This is a genomic window from Daejeonella sp. JGW-45 (assembly GCF_029360805.1).
In the GTDB taxonomy this organism is placed as follows: domain Bacteria; phylum Bacteroidota; class Bacteroidia; order Sphingobacteriales; family Sphingobacteriaceae; genus Daejeonella.
In genome coordinates this window covers 531,170-551,231 of record NZ_JARKNC010000008.1, presented here as the reverse complement: position 1 = coordinate 551,231, position 20,062 = coordinate 531,170, and the positions used below count along the sequence as shown (strand labels likewise).

Annotated in this window: 20 protein-coding genes and 1 tRNA gene; 13 read left to right on the top strand and 8 right to left on the bottom strand. The window is 41.6% G+C overall.

Annotation, left to right across the window (positions count from 1 at the left end; genetic code table 11):
• The first annotated feature begins 98 nt into the window (after window positions 1-98).
• Window positions 99-278 (top strand): histone H1, encoded by a 180-nt coding sequence (locus tag P2W76_RS12030; protein WP_276348072.1) that lies wholly within the window; start codon window positions 99-101, stop codon window positions 276-278.
• A gap of 134 nt (window positions 279-412) precedes the next feature.
• Window positions 413-1,378 carry a helix-turn-helix domain-containing protein gene (locus P2W76_RS12025; protein ID WP_276348071.1) on the top strand — a complete coding sequence of 322 codons (966 nt, stop codon included), beginning with the start codon at window positions 413-415 and terminating at the stop codon, window positions 1,376-1,378.
• 7 nt (window positions 1,379-1,385) lie between these two features.
• On the opposite strand, the gene P2W76_RS12020 is transcribed toward P2W76_RS12025, so the two are convergent.
• From P2W76_RS12020 to P2W76_RS12005, 4 genes are all read right to left on the bottom strand, one after another.
• Window positions 1,386-2,291, bottom strand: a complete 906-nt coding sequence (locus P2W76_RS12020; protein WP_276348070.1) for a hypothetical protein — start codon at window positions 2,289-2,291, stop codon at window positions 1,386-1,388.
• Between the two features lie 97 nt (window positions 2,292-2,388).
• Complete coding sequence (locus P2W76_RS12015; protein WP_276348069.1) at window positions 2,389-2,844, bottom strand: nuclear transport factor 2 family protein; 456 nt, start codon at window positions 2,842-2,844, stop codon at window positions 2,389-2,391.
• A gap of 132 nt (window positions 2,845-2,976) precedes the next feature.
• A complete protein-coding gene (locus P2W76_RS12010) occupies window positions 2,977-3,846 on the bottom strand; it encodes a helix-turn-helix domain-containing protein (RefSeq protein WP_276348068.1) in 870 nt (289 codons plus the stop codon).
• 15 nt (window positions 3,847-3,861) lie between these two features.
• On the bottom strand, window positions 3,862-4,296 hold the full coding sequence (locus P2W76_RS12005) for a hypothetical protein (RefSeq protein ID WP_276348067.1): 435 nt from the start codon (window positions 4,294-4,296) through the stop codon (window positions 3,862-3,864).
• 357 nt (window positions 4,297-4,653) lie between these two features.
• Here P2W76_RS12005 and P2W76_RS12000 point away from each other — a divergent pair, with 357 nt between their 5' ends.
• From P2W76_RS12000 to P2W76_RS11965, 8 genes are all read left to right on the top strand, one after another.
• Window positions 4,654-5,034 carry an SRPBCC family protein gene (locus tag P2W76_RS12000; RefSeq protein ID WP_276348066.1) on the top strand — a complete coding sequence of 127 codons (381 nt, stop codon included), beginning with the start codon at window positions 4,654-4,656 and terminating at the stop codon, window positions 5,032-5,034.
• 11 nt (window positions 5,035-5,045) lie between these two features.
• Window positions 5,046-5,843, top strand: coding sequence for a helical backbone metal receptor (locus tag P2W76_RS11995; RefSeq protein WP_276348065.1), 798 nt, complete (start codon window positions 5,046-5,048; stop codon window positions 5,841-5,843).
• Between the two features lie 118 nt (window positions 5,844-5,961).
• A tRNA-Leu gene (locus tag P2W76_RS11990) sits at window positions 5,962-6,043 on the top strand.
• A 67-nt stretch (window positions 6,044-6,110) separates the two neighbouring features.
• Window positions 6,111-7,457, top strand: a complete 1,347-nt coding sequence (gene tig, locus P2W76_RS11985; protein WP_276348064.1) for a trigger factor — start codon at window positions 6,111-6,113, stop codon at window positions 7,455-7,457.
• Window positions 7,458-7,549: 92 nt separating this feature from the next.
• Complete coding sequence (gene clpP / locus P2W76_RS11980; protein ID WP_276348063.1) at window positions 7,550-8,251, top strand: ATP-dependent Clp endopeptidase proteolytic subunit ClpP; 702 nt, start codon at window positions 7,550-7,552, stop codon at window positions 8,249-8,251.
• Window positions 8,251-9,489: an ATP-dependent Clp protease ATP-binding subunit ClpX gene (clpX, locus tag P2W76_RS11975; protein WP_276348062.1), complete on the top strand. Its 1,239-nt coding sequence runs from the start codon at window positions 8,251-8,253 to the stop codon at window positions 9,487-9,489. The genes clpP and clpX overlap by 1 nt, the downstream gene beginning before the upstream one ends.
• A gap of 49 nt (window positions 9,490-9,538) precedes the next feature.
• Window positions 9,539-10,405: an AMP nucleosidase gene (locus P2W76_RS11970; protein WP_276348061.1), complete on the top strand. Its 867-nt coding sequence runs from the start codon at window positions 9,539-9,541 to the stop codon at window positions 10,403-10,405.
• 100 nt (window positions 10,406-10,505) lie between these two features.
• Window positions 10,506-11,867, top strand: a complete 1,362-nt coding sequence (locus P2W76_RS11965; RefSeq protein ID WP_276348060.1) for a pyridoxal-phosphate dependent enzyme — start codon at window positions 10,506-10,508, stop codon at window positions 11,865-11,867.
• Window positions 11,868-11,993: 126 nt separating this feature from the next.
• On the opposite strand, the gene murA is transcribed toward P2W76_RS11965, so the two are convergent.
• The 4 genes from murA to P2W76_RS11945 all read right to left on the bottom strand — a co-directional run bounded on the left by murA (window position 11,994) and on the right by P2W76_RS11945 (window position 18,032).
• Entirely contained in the window at window positions 11,994-13,319 is a 1,326-nt protein-coding gene (gene murA / locus P2W76_RS11960; protein ID WP_276348059.1) for a UDP-N-acetylglucosamine 1-carboxyvinyltransferase, read from the bottom strand.
• Window positions 13,320-13,451: 132 nt separating this feature from the next.
• Window positions 13,452-14,141: a DUF4290 domain-containing protein gene (locus tag P2W76_RS11955; RefSeq protein WP_276348058.1), complete on the bottom strand. Its 690-nt coding sequence runs from the start codon at window positions 14,139-14,141 to the stop codon at window positions 13,452-13,454.
• 64 nt (window positions 14,142-14,205) lie between these two features.
• Complete coding sequence (locus P2W76_RS11950) at window positions 14,206-16,476, bottom strand: UvrD-helicase domain-containing protein (RefSeq protein ID WP_276348057.1); 2,271 nt, start codon at window positions 16,474-16,476, stop codon at window positions 14,206-14,208.
• A gap of 98 nt (window positions 16,477-16,574) precedes the next feature.
• A complete protein-coding gene (locus P2W76_RS11945; protein ID WP_276348056.1) occupies window positions 16,575-18,032 on the bottom strand; it encodes a tetratricopeptide repeat protein in 1,458 nt (485 codons plus the stop codon).
• Between the two features lie 116 nt (window positions 18,033-18,148).
• Here P2W76_RS11945 and P2W76_RS11940 point away from each other — a divergent pair, with 116 nt between their 5' ends.
• The 3 genes from P2W76_RS11940 to P2W76_RS11930 all read left to right on the top strand — a co-directional run bounded on the left by P2W76_RS11940 (window position 18,149) and on the right by P2W76_RS11930 (window position 20,062).
• Window positions 18,149-18,394, top strand: coding sequence for a hypothetical protein (locus P2W76_RS11940; RefSeq protein WP_276348055.1), 246 nt, complete (start codon window positions 18,149-18,151; stop codon window positions 18,392-18,394).
• 34 nt (window positions 18,395-18,428) lie between these two features.
• Window positions 18,429-18,590, top strand: a complete 162-nt coding sequence (locus P2W76_RS11935) for a hypothetical protein (RefSeq protein WP_276348054.1) — start codon at window positions 18,429-18,431, stop codon at window positions 18,588-18,590.
• 101 nt (window positions 18,591-18,691) lie between these two features.
• A complete protein-coding gene (locus P2W76_RS11930) occupies window positions 18,692-20,062 on the top strand; it encodes a dipeptidase (protein ID WP_276348053.1) in 1,371 nt (456 codons plus the stop codon).

The window sequence follows — 20,062 nt, the reverse complement described above, 5'->3', positions numbered from 1 at the left end:
TAAATTGTGGCGAAAAATAATTAAAAAAGGATTTGCCAATACCTGTAAATAAATTAGATTTGTTAAACCTTAATCAAATTATTAAAAAAGAAAAAGCAATGGATAAGTTTACAAAAATGAAAGACCTGTTCGCTTCGATTGAAGTTGATGCGAATAAATTCTACAATTCAGGTAACAGTGCAGCCGGAACGAGAGTTCGTAAAGGTATGCAAGATCTTAAAAACCTGGCTCAGGACATCAGAACTGAAGTAACTGCTAAGAAAAATAGCGGCAAATAATTATAGATCTGTTATAGATTAAACCCACACTGATTTCAGTGTGGGTTTTTTATTGAAGTTTATTGAGTTTAATATAGAAATAGGGGGCATTTGAGACAAATTGTCTATTTTTAGTGAGAGGCAAATCTATAGCTATGATAAAACTAGGCATTCTTCTTACCAGGCAATACCGTTTATTGAGCGTTGCTGCCATACTCGACGTTTTTGAATCTGTAAATGGCTTTTACCGGGAAAGCGGGAGGCCGCTGCCTTTCAGTATTACTATGATATCTCCTGATGCCGATGCTCAGGCCACTACATTTTCAAATTATCCGGTACTTTCAGTACCGGCGGCTGGGCGGCTGGACTTAATTATGATCCCTGCATTTTCCACCGAAAATATCAGGATAGCGATCCAGGATAATGGGGCGCTCATTCCATGGCTAAAGGAACAATTTGCCGGAGGTACGCAAATAGCTACATTCTGTACCGGTGCATTTCTTTTGGGTGCCACGGGCATGCTAAATGGCCGGCGGGCAACGACGCATATAGATGCATGCGAAGCGTTTAGCCTGAACTTCCCCGACGTTTGTTTGATGAGAGATAAAATAGTAACCGGGGATCACGGTCTGTTTACCAGTGGCGGTGCGACTTCGAGTTTTCATTTATTGCTGCATCTGATCCAGGGTTTTTGCGGCAAAGAGATCGCGGTAAGGACAGCCAAACTATTTGCCGTTGATATGGACAGGGTAAATCAGTCTTATTTCGGAACATTTGTGCCCGCACAAAACCATAACGATGAGATTGTTGCGATGGCGCAGCGAAAAATAGAAGCCGCCTATCAGCATGGGTCGACTATCGAGGAAATGATCAAGGATGTGCCGGCCAGCCGTAGAAATATAGCCAGAAGGTTCAAGCTCGTTACCGGGCTCACGCCTATAGAATATCTGCAGAAAACGAGGATTGAAGCAGCAAAAAGGTTATTGGAGCAAACCAATCAGCAGATGCTCGAAATAATGCTGAGTTCCGGTTATAATGACCCCAAGGCGTTTCGGAAGATCTTCCGCAAGACCGTTGGCATGACCCCCACCGGATACCGGGCAAAGTTTCAGGCTGCCTGAATGCCGCTCATAAGGGGCCGAAAGGATCTGGCTTCCTGGTTTTGAGATAATCTTTTTCCAGTAACAGATCGATTGTTTTATTTACAAACTTAAGCAGTTCGTCGTGTTCGGCCAGGAAAACCTTGTTATCAGAGATGAAATGATACAGCTCCATGATAAGACGCTGAACCACCTCTGTATTCCCTGTGGCTGCGACATTCTCACAGATATATAAAATATGGGTCTTTGTGACGGCTTCTATCCCGATCCTGCCTAGTAATCTCAGGTATATACGGGTGAGGTCTATTTTATTGAATTTGGTCCGTTGCTGTAAACGCGTCTTGAAGAAGCCGAGATCTTCAGAATTCCCTTCTGATTCAAATATTTGAGCTATAGCAAGATCCAGGTTTCCGCTTGAGGTTTCGGCTCTGAACTTTGCCATTTGGTAGGCCTTCTCCTTATCAATCTTGTGCAAACCTAAAAGGCCGGCGGCCGACTCTTTTGAACTTTTTAATAAAGACGTAGAAAAGAACAGCTCATAGTGTTCGGTCGCGTCGAGGCTGGCTAGCCGTTCCATCGCAAGAGCCCTTAACTGAACTTTCTCATCATTCTTTGCAATATCTACCAGCGATGCCTGAATCTGTTCGCGGTTGCCTAGCGAGAAATCGTAATGCTGAAGAACATACACCTTTACCTGTGAGCAAAAGTCGTTTAGAGCATCCAGAAAAATGCTTTCGGGGAAAGGATATTTCCCTATTACTCCTATCAGATATTTGATGGCTTCCAGTCTGCCCTGGTAATTTTTTGAGCTGTAGAACTGTGTTACGTATTTATCAGTCTCAACCTGTCCGTCGTTTACAAGCATCTTTAAAAACCCTCTGGTGTATCTGCTACTATATCTTTCTGATCGGATGTTATGTTCGGCCTTGTTCATGTGGTAGTGGTATGTATTTGTCAACGTCATGCAAAATGGAGAGTTACAGTACTCTTTAAGACGATAACTCTCCGTTAACTGTTACGCTCTGTCAGCATTATTCTTTAGTAAGAACTTTGACCGACCCATTGTTATTGTAGAATTTATTGATGCGGGTGATCTTCCAGTTTTGATTCTTGTCGGCTTCAAGTGTCAGATAGTTCTCAATTGTGAATCCTTCGTATACGAAGTTGACCCGTGCCAGAATCATTGCATCGCTGCTGGCCAGAACATCTACAAGCGTAGAGCAATTTTGTTTAATGCCCTGGTTTTGCCGCATCAGCTTGACAATAGCCGACTGGCTTTGCGACATAACTTCATTGCCTTTTGAAAATTTCATTAATGCGTCGGCACTGAGTATCTTTTCGAGCATATTAGCGTCGGTATTTATGTGGCTTTCGGCATATGCCTTTAGGACGGCTTTAGCGTCGGCGGCAACCGGGTTACTGGCATAAGTAGTGGTCATAAGTACAACACCTAGTACTGTACATAAGAAGAAAGATTTCAGTTTCATATTAGTTTGTTTTTATTGTCAAATTTCTGGTGAAGAGTGGCTTTGTACATAGGCAGAAATCACCATTATAGATCTGTAATTTAAATGTTAGGGTTTTTTTTCAGACGTGACCAGTTTCATGCATGCGGATATTTAATTCCCTGTTCTGTATTTCCCGGGAGTCACCTTATTCAATCCCTTGAAGAGCCTGATAAACGAACTTGGGCATTCGAAGCCAATGATCTCTACGATCTCATTTATGGTGTATTTCGTGTTTTTTAGTAAATATTTCGATCTGTCGACCCGCACCCTGATTAAATATTGGTGCGGTGATTGTCCGTACGCCTGTTTGAAAGTCCTGAGTAAATGATTCACTGACAGGCAGGCGTGCTGCGCGATGTCTTCCAGTTCGATATCCTTATTGTAGTGGCTTATGATGAATTCCTTAGCCAGGGTAAGCCTTTTAAGAATCTCTACCTTAGTCGTACTGTTTAAAAAGTTTAAATTTTCTGATTTGTCGACGACTTCTTTATTATACACCTTGTAGTAATTGATCAGGCAGTGGTGCAGATATTCATTTATCAGCATGTCGTTAGGTATGCCCTCTTCAAGATGTTCCTTGAGATGCAGGATGTTATATTTCATATCGCCCGAGAAGGGGTAGATTGTTTCCATAAAGGAAAAGTCGGGATGCTCGCCGCTTTGAAAAGGTTCGTCCAGAAGATACCTGTGATTGTTTTTTTGAAGACGCTGGAAGTCGCTGAGAAAGGAAGGCGAAAAGGAAATGGACAGGGTGTTTACGGGTACAGAGGAATCAACTTTGCTCCAGTAAGTAGTCCCTTTGTTTATAGCAACAAAGGTGTCGGGATACAAGCTCAATTGCCTTTTACCAATATTGAATGTCCTGTTTCCGCTAAAGACAGTCTTAATTGAAAAATTGCTTACATGTTCAGGATAATAGGCCTGCTGTACAGTTTCTCCTGAGATCTGATTTTCGTTCTTAAGTACACGTAGAAATTTCATATACGTTTGGTTTGATCAGGTTTCGGTATAAATTCTTTCTTCAAGCAAAGTGCAGCAGTTGCCTGCGTGGTCCAGGAAATTTACCTGGAGACCCGATCCGTTATATTCGGGGCGGCTGGTAAATTCAACACCGAGAAGAATATATTTATGATAATCCCGCAGGCAGTCGTCGGTATAAAATATAATATTCTTTATTTTATCGTTGCTTTCGAGTTTTTGACAATTGATAATCAGCCGGTTTCCGTTAGTGTCGTCGAGAATCAAATTATCTTCTGACGGGATGCTATAAGTGAACGGCCCGGAGGGTTTAAATCCAATCTTACGAACAACAAATTGCAAGGCTGTATCAAGTTGAGCCGCCAGTTCGGTGGTATAACTTACGCGGAGGCTGAACACCCTTGGTTGTGTGGCTTGTGCCGGTTCATCATTGTTGTAAGCTCCGATCGACATATCAGCGTTTGTTATATCTTATTTGATTAAAAAATTAAACTATATCTTCACTTTTGTTGCTGTTGAAGGCGCGCTCATCTCTTATCATCAGCTTTCCGTTAACTTTGAGTATAGGACGACACGTTCCTTCAAATGTTGCTGGAAATTTGAAAAAAAGTGATTTTCGCACATTGCCAAACGAAAGCTCACGATACGCTTCAGGTACCAGCCCGGGAGCAATGTTAACGCATGGATATTGGAGCCGGTAATAAATGTGATGATTTGCTGAATAAAAGGGATGAACAGACCGTTTATATGATGAACATAGCGTGGGTGCTGTAGGTGAACCGGGACATTTTTGTAAATTTGTGTTCGTTTATGAAAAACTATAAAGGCTATTATCTCGTTCAAGCGCCCCCCGAAGATGTATATCTTGCGCTGACCAATCCTCTAACCATTTCATTATGGACGGGAGCAGAGGCGGTTATGAGCACCGAGCCAGGCTCAGAATTTTCGTTATGGGACGATAGTATCGTTGGCCGAAATATTGAGTTCGTGGAGAATAAGAAAATCGTGCAGCAATGGTATTTCGGAGATCAGCCTGAAGAGTCGATCGTGACCTTTATCTTGCATCCTGACAAGAATGGAACATCGGTTGAACTGCGGCATACCAATATTCCTGATTCTGATATCGATGATATGATCGAAGGGTGGAACCTTAATTACTTTGGTTCGCTGCAAGATTTCTACGAGGACTAAATACCCTTTATATGGACCCGCTGAGGTTTACCGACCAGATGGGGCGTTCAGTTTCCATCAACTACCCGCCACGACGTATCATTTCACTGGTGCCTTCGCAGACAGAGTTGCTTTTCGACCTGGGGCTTGATGAGCAGCTGGCTGGAATTACCAAATTTTGTATTCATCCGGCAGCGGTTTATAAAAGGGTGACCAAGGTAGGGGGGACTAAAAATCTAAAACTCGACAAGATCCGTGATATCCGGCCGGATCTCATTATCGGTAATAAAGAGGAGAATGACCAAAGCCAGGTAGAGGAGTTGATGAAGGAATTTCCGGTATGGATGAGCGATATCAAAGATCTCAGCGACGCGCTTGAAATGATAGAACAGCTTGGAGAGCTTACAGCCACCGGTGAACATGCCAGGGGTATCGTTTCTCAGATTGAGGAGCGGTTTCAATCTCTGCCCTCCTACGGAAGGGGTTTGAATGCCGCCTACTTTATATGGAAGGATCCGTATATGCTAGCAGGCCCGGATACCTTTATCGATGATATATTGCAAAGAGCCGGATTGAAAAATGTTTCCATTTCGAGCCGGTACCCCGAGATAAGCCCGGAAGAGCTTAGAGAACTGGATCCTGATATCATATTTCTTTCATCGGAGCCCTATCCGTTTAAAGATGTGCATGTTAAGGAAATGCAGCGTATTTGTCCGGCCGCAACAGTAATGTTGGTTGACGGTGAGATGTTTTCGTGGTATGGAAGCAGGTTGCTCCAGGTGCCAGAATATCTCAGAGGTATACATGAAAAAATAAATTCAAATTATTGAAATAATTAATGGATTACATTTTGCACTTAACTGAAAAAACCATATTTTTGCCGACCGAAATATATCTAAATTCATCGTTGATATTTGAATAAGATTGATCGAAAATAATCCTAAACATGCGGATGTGGCGTAATTGGTAGCCGCACCAGACTTAGGATCTGGCGCTTCACGGCGTGGGGGTTCGAGTCCCTTCATCCGCACTGATTAATTCCCCGGCTACAAAACCGGGGAATTTTTTTATAACAGAAAACGATTAAATCTCATAAAATGAACATTACACAGGACAAACTAGACAATCTAAATTCTGTACTCACAGTTAAGATTAATCCTGACGATTACAAAGAACGCGTAGAGAAGGCGATCAAAACACAGGCTAAGAAGGCTCAGCTTCCCGGGTTTCGTAAGGGAATGGTTCCTGCATCACACATTAAGAAAATGTATGGAAAGAATATTCTGGTTGATGAGATCAATAATATATTAAACGATACGCTTAATAATTATATCAGCGATAATAAACTAGAAGTTCTTGGCCAGCCACTGCCGAAGATCGACGACAGTAAAGACTTTAACTGGGACTTTACAGACGAATTCGAATTCATTTACGAGCTTGGACTGGCTCCGGAGTTTGAGTTGGATTTTTCTTCGAAAGATAAGCTGACGCAATACAAGGTTAAAGTTGATGAGGAAACGTTAGCATCGCGTATTACCAATCTGCGTAAATCTTATGGCAAAATGTCAAACCCTGACGTATCGGCAGAAGACGATGTTTTGTATGCGGATTTAAAGCAACTTTCAGCTGATGGTGCTGTTTTTGAAGAGGGTATAAGCAATACAGGATCTGTGCGCCTGGATCAGGTAAATGACGCTAAGATTAAAAAGACACTTATCGGACTTAAAAAAGACGATGTTGTTGATGTAGACATTCGGAAAGCCTTTGATAGCAATGCTACGATAATAGCTAAGCTGTTAAATATTTCAGAAGAAGATGCGCAGGACCTGAAGTCGAAATTCCAGCTAACTGTTAAGAATATTAACCGTTTGGAAGAAGGCGATCTGAACCAGGAGTTCTTTGATAAATTATTTGGTGCAGATGTTGTTAAAACCGAGGAAGAGTTCAGGGATAAGATAAGGGAGGAATTAGAGTCGATGATGGTTCAGAATTCTGATCAGAAGCTTCAGGCGGATATGCTGAAGTTTGGATTAGACAAAGTGCAAATGAACCTGCCTGATGAATTTCTGAAACGCTGGCTGAAAGCAACGAATGAGAAACTAAGTGATGAGGAACTTGCCCAGGGCTACGATGATTTTGCGCGTAACCTGAGATGGACACTTATTGAGAACAGGATCATCAAGGACAACAAGCTTGAAATCAAATATGAGCAGGTTTTTGAAACCGCGAAGAAGCGTCTTGATGCCCAATTCCGCATGTATAGTCCGCAGCCGCTTTCAGAGGAGCAGTTAGGGCAGTATACGACGCAGTTTTTGCAGGACAAAGAAAATGCTAACCGTATTTTCGAGGAGGTGAAAGCACAGCATGTTTTTGATTATTTGAAAGGCGTGCTTACTTTAGAAACCAAAGAAATAGAATACAATAAGTTTTTAGAATTGAAGTAGCCTATGATTTATTTATGGGTTATTGATTCTAATTTTTAGGAAATTTCATTATTAATTACAAAATAACTCATAACTTAAATTATAAATTCAATATGAACATAGATAGAAACGAATTCCGTAAATACGCAGTTAAACACCATCGCATTGGCAGTCAGCATGTAGATAGTTTCATCGGCAGGGTAAATAACAACACTTTGCCTGCTGCCATGACACCCTATATTATCGAAGAACGCCAGTTAAATGTGGCACAAATGGATGTGTTCTCACGTTTAATGATGGACCGTATAATTTTCCTGGGAGACGCTGTGCATGAAGGTATTGCTAATATTATTCAGGCTCAGTTATTGTTTCTTCAATCGACAGATGCAAAGAGAGATATCCAGATCTATATAAATTCTCCGGGAGGTTCGGTTTATGCAGGGCTTGGGATATATGATACAATGCAATATATTTCGCCGGATGTAGCTACAATTTGTACCGGGATGGCGGCTTCAATGGCAGCTGTATTGTTGTGCGCCGGTACCAAAGGAAAGCGGGCAGCCCTGCCTCACTCAAGAGTGATGATTCACCAGCCGTCCGGGGGTGCACAGGGGGTAGCTTCAGATATGGAGATTAATCTGAGGGAAATGCTTAAATTGAAAAAGGAATTATATGATATCCTGGCGAACCACTCGGGCCAGTCTTATGAATGGGTTGAAAAGGCTTCAGATCGTGATTACTGGATGAAAGCCCCAGAGGCGAAAGAATATGGTATGATTGATGAGGTGTTAGCAGGAACCGGAGACAAGAAATAATGAGTAAAGGAAATAAAGATATTAAGTGTTCATTCTGCGGCTCGGGAAAGCAGGACACGCTGATGTTGATCGCTGGCCTTGATGCCCATATTTGTGACAAATGTGTCGCACAGGCTAATCAGATTCTGGCAGAGGAGCTTAATGTCCGTAAGACCAAGTCCACTCAAACATTTGAAACGCTTTTAAAGCCGCTTGAGATTAAGTCTCACCTTGATCAGTATGTTATTGGTCAGGATCAGGCAAAAAAAGTATTATCGGTAGCCGTATATAATCATTATAAGCGTCTTAATCAGAAAATCGGCAAAGACGAAGTGGAGATCGAAAAATCCAACATTATCATGGTGGGGGAAACAGGGACAGGTAAGACCCTTTTAGCTAAGACTATCGCCCGTGTTTTAAACGTTCCTTTCTGTATCTGTGATGCCACTGTTCTGACAGAAGCCGGATATGTAGGGGAGGATGTGGAAAGTATCTTAACGCGTTTGCTTCAGGCTGCTGATTATGATGTAACTGCTGCAGAGCGTGGAATCGTTTACATCGATGAGGTTGACAAGATTGCGCGTAAAAGTGATAATCCTTCAATTACCCGTGATGTTTCGGGTGAGGGAGTGCAGCAGGCCTTATTGAAGATATTAGAAGGGACTATTGTTAACGTACCGCCACAGGGTGGAAGAAAGCACCCCGACCAGAAGATGATAGCTGTGAACACGAATAACATTCTGTTCATTTGTGGTGGTGCTTTCGATGGTATCGATAAGAAGATCGCTAACAGGTTGCGCACGCAAACAGTAGGTTATAAAGTGGATAAAGAGGATCTGAACATTGATCTGAAAAATCTATATAAGTACATCACGCCACAGGATCTTAAATCTTTTGGTCTTATTCCGGAGCTGATTGGCCGTTTGCCTGTTATCACACACTTGAACCCGCTGGACAGGGAAACCCTTTTAAGTATTCTTACAGAACCTAAAAATTCCCTTATCAAGCAGTATAAGAAGTTGTTTGAGTATGAGAATGTAAAGCTCGACTTCGATAAAGCTGTAATGGAATTTATTGTGGATAAAGCGATGGAATTTAAATTAGGCGCAAGGGGACTCCGGTCTATTTGTGAAGCTATAATGATCGATGCCATGTATGAGACTCCCTCGGGGAAGAATACGAAGGAGCTGTTCATAACCCTCGATTATGCAACGGATAAATTTGAAAAATCCGACCTTAAGAAATTAAAAGTAGCATAAAAGAGCCCCCGATTTAATCGGGGGTTTTTTGTACACAAAAAATTAAGTTATGAACGAAGAGAAAGCAGTAAAAAAGGATCCTGTTGATGGAGCAGTAAAACCTAAGAAGAATAAGGAAGTTGAGTCTCCGGTTAAGCCCGGGCTCAAAAATAAAGAGGATATAGTGACCAACTGGCTGCCCAGATATACTGGCAGGCCTCTTGCGGACTTCACAGATTTTATCATTTTGACCAATTTTTCGCGCTATGTAAATCTATTCTCAGAATGGCACGACGACGCTCCGATAGTCGGTCTGGATAAACCCATGCAAAGTGTTTCCGCAAACGGCATAACCCTGATAAATTTTGGAATGGGCAGTCCGATGGCAGCAACGATGATGGACCTTCTTACTGCGATCAAGCCTAAAGCTGTGCTGTTTCTTGGAAAATGCGGCGGGTTAAAGAAGAAGAACGATATAGGCCATCTCATCCTGCCAATTGCGGCGATACGGGGAGAAGGTACCTCGAACGATTATTTTCCGCCCGAGGTGCCCGCATTGCCTTCATTCGCTTTGCAAAAGGCGATATCAACGACCATCCGTGACCATTCACGTGATTACTGGACGGGAACTGTTTACACAACCAACCGGCGTGTCTGGGAACATGATAAAGTGTTTAAAAAATATTTAAAGGGGCTTCGTGCGATGGCTGTGGATATGGAAACCGCGACAATATTTACTACAGGTTTTGCTAATAAGATTCCGACAGGGGCATTGTTGCTCGTATCTGACCAGCCTATGATCCCCGAGGGTGTTAAAACCGCGGAGAGTGATTCAAAGGTTACTGAGCAATATGTAGAAACTCATTTAAGAATTGGAATTGACTCCCTGATGCAATTGATCAACAATGGTCTTACCGTAAAACATCTCCGATTCTGAGAATGCTCCAAACTTTAATTAGGGCTAAAGTGCAGAAAGCGGGTATCCGGTTTTGGCATTTAAAATGCTGCTTCTGTCTTATTTCCTTAAATTCGTTATTATGTGGTACAACAATATTCTTGAAACTATAGGAAATACTCCTTTGGTCAAATTAAATGCGATAACGAAAGATGTTAAAGCTACTGTATTGGCTAAAATTGAAACAACAAATCCAGGAAATTCTATTAAGGACAGGATGGCTGTTAAAATGATCGAAGATGCAGAAAGAGACGGAAGACTAAAGCCTGGCGGAACTATAATCGAGGGAACATCGGGTAATACCGGGATGGGCCTGGCCATTGCAGCAGTGATCAAAGGTTACAAATGTATCTTTACCACAACGGACAAGCAATCCAAGGAGAAAGTGGACGCGCTGCGTGCATTCGGAGCTGAAGTAATCGTGTGCCCTACGAACGTAGAGCCAGAGGATCCAAGATCATACTATTCTGTTTCAACGCGTCTTGAGCGTGAGGTGCCTAATTCATGGAAGCCCAACCAATATGATAACCTTTCAAATACAAGAGCTCATTACGAACAAACAGGGCCGGAGATCTGGGAACAAACGGGAGGTAAAATTACGCATTTGGTAGTTGGTGTGGGTACCGGGGGAACTATTTCTGGTGCAGGTAAATATTTGAAGGAAAAGAATCCCAATATCAAAGTTTGGGGTATCGATACCTATGGCTCTGTGTTTAAGAAATACAAGGAGACCGGCGAGTTTGATAAGAATGAGATATATCCGTATATAACTGAGGGCATAGGTGAAGATTTTTTACCTAAGAATGTGGACTTCGATGTAATTGACCGGTTTGAAAAGGTGACCGATAAGGATGCGGCTTTAATGACTCGTGAGATAGCCAGAAAGGAAGGGATTTTTGCAGGTAACTCTGCGGGTTCTGCTGTTGCCGGGCTGCTGCAGTTGAAGAATGAGTTAAGGGAGGAAGATCTGGTGGTGATTATTTTTCACGATCATGGCTCGAGGTATATGGCCAAGATGTACAATGAAGACTGGCTGCGGGAGAGAGGGTTTCTCACAGACGAGAAGCTAACAGCAAAATCTATTTTAAACAGGCGCGAGCGGCAGGATATTATTACAATCGATTGTGAAAAATCAGTTCTGGAAGCTATAAATACAATTAAGTCTCTGAATATATCTCAAATTCCGGTGACCCAGCAGGGAATGATCATTGGAAAATTAACGGAAAGCGACATTCTTAACTCAGTGTTGGAGAATCCGGGCCTGAAATCAGGGAGTGTGAAAGAAATCATGACAGCATCCTTTCCGTTTATAGATATCAATACATCAGTGGATAAGATATCTTCCATAATAAACAAGGATAATATGGCAGTCCTTGTTGAAGATGAAGAAGGAAAGATCGAGATTATTACTCAATATGATATTATCAATGCGATTTCAGCCTGAGTAAAGAAGTGATCAGTATTCAGTAAAAAAGAAGTAATCAGTATTCAGTAAAAAGTTGTAATCGGTGGCACTCATTACTGATTACTGATTACTGATTACCGTTTACCTTCACTGACTATCTGACGTCTAATGCCCGCTATCAGTAGCCGTAATACGTTTTATATTTGCCCCTAGTGTCCGCAATCGGATGTCTATATCCTGATAGCCTCGTTCTATTTGTTCGATATTGAATATAGTGGATGTACCCTGTGCAGAGAGCGCAGCAATAAGCAAGGATACTCCGGCCCGAATATCAGGTGATGTCATCGATATTCCGCGAAGCTTTACTTTTTTGTCCAGACCTATTACTGTAGCACGATGCGGATCACATAGAATGATCTGGGCGCCCATGTCAATCAGTTTATCAACAAAGAAGAGACGGCTTTCGAACATCTTTTGGTGGATCAATACATTGCCTTTCGCTTGTGTTGCAACTACCAGCATGATACTCAGCAGATCGGGTGTAAAACCCGGCCATGGCGCGTCGGCTATTGTCATTATCGATCCATCTATGAAAGTATCAACTTCATAATGCTTCTGGGAAGGGATGTAAATATCATCACCCCGAAGTTCGAATTGAATTCCGAGTTTCCTGAAAACTTCCGGGATCATGCCCAGTTCCTGGAATTTAACATCCTTGATCGTAATCTCCGATTCCGTCATTGCCGCTAAACCAATGAAAGATCCTATCTCGATCATATCAGGAAGCAGTCTATGTTCTGTTCCCCCCAGTCTTTTGACACCCTCGATCGTCAGCAGATTTGAGCCAACCCCGGTTATCTTTGCGCCCATGCGGTTAAGCATCTTACACAATTGCTGCAGATATGGTTCGCATGCGGCATTATATATGGTGGTTACCCCCTTAGCGAGCACCGCAGCCATAACCACGTTAGCGGTTCCGGTCACAGAGGCTTCATCCAGGAGAATATAAGCTCCTCTCAAATCACTTGCATCAACATTAAAGAAATTGGTCTTTTTATCGTAGATGAATCTGGCTCCAAGCTTTTCAAAACCAAGAAAGTGTGTGTCAAGCCGTCTTCTACCAATTTTGTCGCCGCCAGGCTTGGGAATCGCCGCTTTCCCAAAACGTGCCAGTAATGGACCGACAATCATAATTGATCCTCTCAGACTACCTCCCTTTGAGCGAAATGATTCAGAATGGAAAAAATCAAGATCGATATCTTTAGCTTCAAACGTATAGGTGTCTTTGTTTAGACGCTCAACTGTAACTCCTAAATCTCCAATCAGCTCGATTAGCTTATTCACATCTTTGATATCAGGAATGTTGCTGATCGTTATCTTCTCGGAGGTCAGAAGAACGGCCGAAATAATTTGCAATGCTTCGTTTTTCGCTCCTTGCGGGATGATTTCTCCTTTTAACGGTTTTCCACCAACAATTTCAAATGCGTTCATCTATGGGCTATGGGCATTGAGCTGTGAGCTCTGTTATTATTTAATATATAATCTTTTTTAATGACATGGTGGAAGCTCATCTTTCACAGCTCATTGCTCAATGCCATTAACCTCATTTCATTGTTAACCTCACTAATATCTTTTACCTCCGGAATTATTTGACCTCTGACGGTTTGAACTGCCTGGGTTATTCCGGTTATTACTGTTGCTGTTTTGACGGTTCTTGTTGTTCTGATTACTGTTTCGCTGCCGGCTTGCAGGATTCGTTTGACGAACCTCAATACGCTGCAGGTTGACGTTGTCTTCTAACTGCAAGGCGCCATTGGACATTTCGCGAAGGTCTTTAATAATGGTTTCATCAGCGACGCTATCTTTATTCCATGTCACATAAGCCATTTTCATAAAATTCGCTATTGACTGGATCATAAGCTGCTTTCTTTGCGGATCCTCAATTGCCTTGGCCCGGCTGATCATCAGTTCGACCGTTTTGCCGTAGTGTTTATATTTAATCCGCTGCTGGGGATAAGAAAGCGGAGCCGGCTTAAAACGGATGGCGTCCTCTGAAGGCTTTGGATAAGGCGAGTCAACGTCTATTTTAAAATCTGAGATAATGTGCAGATGATCCCAAAGTTTATGTTTGAAGTCAGCGACATCACGTAAGTGCGGGTTTAAAAAGCCCATCAGGTCGATAACGACTTGTGCATACCGATTGCGTTCATCCTTGGTTGGAAGGTCGACGATATATTTAACCATATTCTGCACATTTCGTCCGTATTCGGCAAGAATCAGCTTTTTCCTGGTGGTATTATAATCAAATGTCATGGCGATTCGTTATTTCCGCTAGCTCAAACATGTGGTTTTGGAGCAACAGAGCGGCATTTTGGTTTTATTTAACAATTTTCAATTTAGCAAATTTTAACAATAATTGCTTCTGTCCTAAATCTTTAAAAAAGATAGTGGCTTTAACATCAGGTTTACTGCCTTCCAGGTTTATAACTTTGCCAAAGCCAAAGCGTTCGTGTTCCACTTCCATGCCAACCTGCAGACCCGACGTATCGGACGGGGCAAAATTTGCGCTCGGTACGTGAGCCTTCGGTAATATCGAAGTTGTTTTAACAGCGGACGCAGGTTTAGGCTTGGTGAATGATTCTTTTTGCTGCCACGCCGACCTTTCCCCATCGAAGAAGGGGTTGCCCGTATTTATTTGTTTCGGTTTGAAATCGAGTTCAAGGTAACTTGCATCGATCTCATCTATAAACCGACTTGGTTCGCAGCTCGTTAAAGTTCCCCAGCGATATCTTGAGGTCGCATAAGATAGGGTGAGCTTTTTTCCCGCTCGTGTAATTGCAACATAAAATAAACGTCTTTCTTCTTCGAGGTCACTACGTGAGCTCAAAGACATTTGTGACGGGAAAAGATTTTCCTCGAGTCCTACAACAAAAACGTTGTCGAATTCGAGTCCTTTGGCGGAGTGTATCGTCATGAGAGATACTGTGTCGGCATTGGGATTCTTATCGTTATCATCATTGGTGAGCAAGGCAACGTCCTGCATGAAGACATCTAAGCCCTTTTCTTCAATATCCTCGCGTTCACTGAATTCTTTGATACCATTCAGGAGTTCCTGGATGTTTTCATACCGGCTCAATCCTTCTATCGATTTATCTGAATACAGGTCTTTTAATATAGTGGAATGTTGGGCAATATGCAGGGCAGTATCATAAGCCGAATGAGTTTTGGTCATGACCTGAAAGCTCTGAATCATTAATGCAAAATTGCTGACAGCTGTCGCACTTCTTGCATCAAGATAACGGTGTGCTTCAGAAATAACTTCCCATAAAGTAATATTATGCTGGTCAGCGGCTATAATAATCCTTTCAATAGTAGTATCGCCAATACCCCGGCGCGGATAGTTAATGACCCTTTTTATAGCTTCTTCATCATTAGGATTGAAGGTGATCCTGAAATAGGCGATCAGATCTTTTATCTCCTTCCGTTGATAAAAAGAAGTGCCGCCGTATATTTTATATGGAACGTTTAGTTTTCGCAGCGATTCCTCCATAGCTCTGGATTGAGCATTGGTCCGGTATAGGACAGCAAAATCACTATATCTTGAACCTTTCACAGCCTGTTCCTGTGCAATAGCTTCTGCAACTATTTTTCCTTCTTCATTATCACTGAAGGCTCTTGAAACTTTAATTTTATCTCCCTCTTCGTTCTCAGAGAAAACAGATTTTTTGAGCTGATTTTTGTTATTGGCTATAATGCTGTTGGCAACATTAACAATGTTTTTGGTTGAACGGTAGTTTTGTTCAAGCTTAAAGATTTTCAGGTCCGGGTAATCCCTTTCAAAATTAAGGATATTCTGGATATTCGCTCCCCGGAAGGCATAAATGCTCTGGGCATCGTCACCGACAACACAAATGTTCTCGTTATTTGCGGCTAGCTTTTTTACGATCAGGTACTGCGAAAAATTAGTATCCTGGTACTCGTCTACCATCAGGTACCTAAACTTGTTTTGATATTTGTAAAGTACATCAGGGTGTTCCCTTAATAATACATTTGTTTTATAAAGAAGGTCGTCGAAATCCATTGCACCTGCCTTATAACATCTTTGGGAGTATATCTGGTAAATCTCCCCCATTTTCCCTCGTCCGGATGACAAATCCTCAGCTTGAATGTGCTCATTTTGCAGGTATTCGGCAGGGGAGATCAGATTATTTTTTGAAGACGATATTCGATTGTAAACGAAATTTGCATTGTATAATTTGTCGTCCAGTTGAAGTTCTTTCAGGATAGCCCTTATGAGGCTTTTGCTATCGTCTGTATCGTAAATAGTAAAGTTATTCGGATAGCCGATTTTCTGTGCTTCGACTCTGAGAAGTTTGGCAAAAACCGAATGGAAGGTGCCCATCCAGATATTTTTAGCTTCAGCTCCAACCACCTTCATAATGCGTTCACGCATTTCTTTGGCAGCCTTATTCGTAAAAGTAAGTACCAGAATATTAAAAGGGTCAATCCCTTTACGAATGAGATGAGCAACGCGGTATGTAATAACCCGGGTTTTACCTGAGCCGGCTCCCGCTACAATCATCACTGGCCCTTCCGTCTGTTCTACCGCCGCCTTTTGTGAAGGGTTTAAGCCGTCTAAATAATCCAAATTTCGCTCCTGTTTTTCTGCGCTAAATTACTAAAGAGATTTGAGAATATGGCTGGGCCACCTCTCTGAATCGTAAATTGTTTAGAAAACAAGTGAGCTTAATCTTCGTTTATTAAACTTGACCGACCAGGGTTATTTAAGTTCTCATTGATATTAATGATCTTATCGTCGAGATCGTTGATGCATTTTTCCATTTGCTCAATAAATTCCTCATTATCAATCAGATCATCGTTTTCAAGCAGCATAAGTCCCTTTAAAGTAGCAACCGGGCTTCGGATTTGATGAGAAAGGTGAGATGAGTACTCTGAGAGCTTCTTGTTCTTCTTCTTTAGGTCAATGGTTCGCTCTTCAATGAGTTCTTCCAGGTTTTGGTTAGCACGGTCAAGGTCGTCTTTTTGTTTGGATACCTCCTTGTTCAACCGCGTGAGTTCCATGTTCGTCTGAGATGATTTTTTAACGTTCCTGACCAGAAGGAAAATCACGAAGAATGCCAGTAACGCTACAATGCTGGTAGCCCAGAATAGTATCTGAGTATACTTCTGACGGGCGATTATCAATTCACTTTCCCGTTGTTTTTCCAGTTGTACGTGCTGAGATTCTAATAAACTAATTTTGTCTGAAATGTTATTAGCATAAAGCACGCTATCCAGCTTATAAGCTCGCTGAAGATAACTTAACGCTTTGAAATAGTTTTTGCGCTTATTTTCGAGCTGGTAGGATATGAGGGTGTAATTGTACTCCAGCCTGGCATCTTTAAGCAAACGGGTGTGGATCAGACCTTCTCTGATATTTTCTTCCGCTTTTTTAAATTGATTTTGGGCAATATTAATTGAACTGAGGGTGAGGTTTATGGCCGCCAGAGAATTAGTTAATTTTTCTTCTTTAGCTTTAAATAAAGCTTCCTCAAGGTTTTGCTCAGCCTTTTCGAACTCCCTAAGGTTAAGGTATAAAACTCCCAGGTTTTGATGGCTTTGGATAAGGCCGATCTTATTGTTTAAGTCTTTGAACATTGACAAGCATACCCTGTAGTAAGAGAGAGCTTTAGGATAATTTCTTAGTTTTTGATAGGCCGTGCCTATATTCAAATACAGGCCTGCTATAAGGTCATTGATTTTTAATTTTTTAGCGATTTGTAAGCTTTTATTAAAATTATCAAGCGATTTTTGAGTATCTATATCACGGTAAAGGTTGCCTATGTTATTATATATTTTTGCTTCACCTTCCAGGTTGTTGCCTTTTTTAAAATAGGTTAGAGCATTTAAATAATTTTCTACAGCCGCGTCAATCGAATTTTGATAACTTTTCCCAACTCCAATTACCCTGTAAGACTCTGCAATCCCATTGGTATAGTCCAACTTTAAAGCTAATTTTAGAGCTTTATTTGCTTTTGATATTGTAATATCCGGATTAATTAACCTAGCTTTAAATGCCTGATTATTAAGTGCTATAATCTCTAAAGTATCGGAGATAGCGCCGGGATTTATGGAACTTTTTTCAATGTTTTGCGTATAAGCATTGAAGCTTATAAATAACAATATTAAGTTCAATATTCTCATCCCCGTATTTGGTTGTAAGATTAAAATAAATTTAGACAATTCGACCAAATCGCAGGGAATTTTATTTAACCAGATTAGAACACTCATTATAAACAATAAAACAAACCTCAAAAATCATGAAAAAAGTATTATTAACACTAGCTGTATTAGGAACAATTTCTTTAAGTGGATGCGAAAAAAATGAAACTATTGCTCCTGAGGAAAAGACGTCGCTTAAAGCAGATGACCTAAAAATGTGCGGTGGCTGCGGTCAGTGGGATATCGTCGAGCCAGATCCAGAAGCAAGTACTATGCGAGTAGAATCTCCGACAACAACAGACTCAACCAGTGCACCTGCCAAAACAGGGAAAAGTAAGAAATAATTCACAATATTTTCAAAGTTAACACAATATAGCCATGAAAAAATTACTATCAATAATCGCAGCAGCAGGCTTTCTCTCATTAGGATTCACTATAGCTACCAATACTCCTGAAAGTAAGATCACCAAGCCTTTGAATTCAGAAAAAATGGATTTTTCTCATAAACTTGATGAGAAAAGACTGGCGAGCTGGGATTAATTAGTCCTCAGCTTAATCTAATAGCCGTTCCACCTGGTAATTTATTTACCATTTATGGGACGGCTATTTATAGATTTCTATCTTTGTATAAAACCAATTATATGCAAGAGATTAGAAAATATGTAAGCGATAATAAGCAGCGCTTCCTGGACGAGCTTTTTGAGCTGCTCCGCTTTCCTTCTATAAGTGCAGATCCTAAATATAAAGGAGATGTTCTTAAAACAGCTGATTACGTTGCTGAAAAGTTGAAAGTCGCCGGGGCTGACAATGTTGAGATTTGTCCTACCGACGGATATCCAATTGTATACGGAGATAAGATTATAGATTCATCATTACCTACAGTCTTAGTGTATGGTCATTACGATGTTCAGCCCGCTGATCCCCTCGAATTGTGGGAAACGCCACCGTTTGAGCCAACGATTCGCGATCAAAAGATCTACGCCCGCGGTGCCTGCGATGACAAAGGTCAATTCTACATGCACGTTAAGGCATTCGAGCTTATGATGGAAACTAATACCTTGCCCTGCAATATCAAATTTATGATAGAGGGTGAAGAAGAAGTCGGTTCTGCCAACCTGGGTATTTTTGTGGGCAAAAATAAGGAACGGCTTAAATCTGATGTAGTGCTGATTTCCGACACGTCGATGATAAGCCTTGAGCACCCATCTCTCGAAACTGGCTTACGCGGATTATCTTATGTGGAGGTTGAAGTAACAGGTCCGAACCGCGACCTTCATTCTGGTGTTTACGGTGGTGCCGTGGCAAACCCAGCGACGATTCTTGCTAAGCTTATAGCATCATTGCATGATGAGAATAACCATATAACCATTCCTGGTTTTTACGACAAGGTTACAGAATTGAGTCAGAAGGAAAGGGAGGACCTTAATAAGGCACCGTACGATGAGGCTGAATATAAAAGAGATCTTGAAGTGGGAGAGCTTTGGGGAGAAAAGGGCTACAGCACCTTAGAAAGAACGGGTACACGGCCGACTTTGGAAGTGAACGGTATATGGGGAGGTTATATAGGGGAGGGGGCGAAGACTGTCCTGCCGTCTAAAGCCTTCGCTAAGATCTCAATGCGACTGGTGCCAAATCAGAATTCTGATGAAATTACCAGGCTTTTCCAGGATCATTTTGAGATGATAGCTCCGAAAAGTGTAAAAGTAAAAGTTAGTCCCCACCACGGAGGAGAACCTGTCGTTACGCCAACGGATAGTATCGCTTATCAAGCAGCACAAAAGGCAATTCTACAGTCGTTCGGTAAAGAACCGATTCCGACTCGGGGTGGAGGAAGTATACCAATTGTGGCCTTGTTTGAAAAGGAGTTAGGTATAAAGACGGTTTTAATGGGATTCGGACTTGATAGTGACAACTTGCACTCTCCAAATGAGAAGTTCGATATCGCTAATTTTTACAAAGGCATTGAAACGATCCCTTTGTTTCACAAATATTTCGCTGAGCTAAGCAAATAG

Bases quoted from the DNA above. Each gene is read 5' to 3' on its own strand.
- clpX (WP_276348062.1), top strand. From the start codon at position 8,251: ATGAGTAAAGGAAATAAAGATATTAAGTGTTCATTCTGCGGCTCGGGA.
- P2W76_RS11945 (WP_276348056.1), bottom strand. From the start codon at position 18,032: ATGAGAATATTGAACTTAATATTGTTATTTATAAGCTTCAATGCTTAT.
- P2W76_RS12010 (WP_276348068.1), bottom strand. From the start codon at position 3,846: ATGAAATTTCTACGTGTACTTAAGAACGAAAATCAGATCTCAGGAGAA.
- P2W76_RS11930 (WP_276348053.1), top strand. From the start codon at position 18,692: ATGCAAGAGATTAGAAAATATGTAAGCGATAATAAGCAGCGCTTCCTG.
- P2W76_RS12025 (WP_276348071.1), top strand. From the start codon at position 413: ATGATAAAACTAGGCATTCTTCTTACCAGGCAATACCGTTTATTGAGC.
- P2W76_RS12020 (WP_276348070.1), bottom strand. From the start codon at position 2,291: ATGAACAAGGCCGAACATAACATCCGATCAGAAAGATATAGTAGCAGA.
- P2W76_RS12015 (WP_276348069.1), bottom strand. From the start codon at position 2,844: ATGAAACTGAAATCTTTCTTCTTATGTACAGTACTAGGTGTTGTACTT.
- P2W76_RS11970 (WP_276348061.1), top strand. From the start codon at position 9,539: ATGAACGAAGAGAAAGCAGTAAAAAAGGATCCTGTTGATGGAGCAGTA.
- tig (WP_276348064.1), top strand. From the start codon at position 6,111: ATGAACATTACACAGGACAAACTAGACAATCTAAATTCTGTACTCACA.
- P2W76_RS11935 (WP_276348054.1), top strand. From the start codon at position 18,429: ATGAAAAAATTACTATCAATAATCGCAGCAGCAGGCTTTCTCTCATTA.
- P2W76_RS12030 (WP_276348072.1), top strand. From the start codon at position 99: ATGGATAAGTTTACAAAAATGAAAGACCTGTTCGCTTCGATTGAAGTT.
- clpP (WP_276348063.1), top strand. From the start codon at position 7,550: ATGAACATAGATAGAAACGAATTCCGTAAATACGCAGTTAAACACCAT.
- P2W76_RS11965 (WP_276348060.1), top strand. From the start codon at position 10,506: ATGTGGTACAACAATATTCTTGAAACTATAGGAAATACTCCTTTGGTC.
- P2W76_RS12005 (WP_276348067.1), bottom strand. From the start codon at position 4,296: ATGTCGATCGGAGCTTACAACAATGATGAACCGGCACAAGCCACACAA.
- P2W76_RS11995 (WP_276348065.1), top strand. From the start codon at position 5,046: ATGGACCCGCTGAGGTTTACCGACCAGATGGGGCGTTCAGTTTCCATC.
- P2W76_RS11940 (WP_276348055.1), top strand. From the start codon at position 18,149: ATGAAAAAAGTATTATTAACACTAGCTGTATTAGGAACAATTTCTTTA.
- P2W76_RS12000 (WP_276348066.1), top strand. From the start codon at position 4,654: ATGAAAAACTATAAAGGCTATTATCTCGTTCAAGCGCCCCCCGAAGAT.
- murA (WP_276348059.1), bottom strand. From the start codon at position 13,319: ATGAACGCATTTGAAATTGTTGGTGGAAAACCGTTAAAAGGAGAAATC.
- P2W76_RS11955 (WP_276348058.1), bottom strand. From the start codon at position 14,141: ATGACATTTGATTATAATACCACCAGGAAAAAGCTGATTCTTGCCGAA.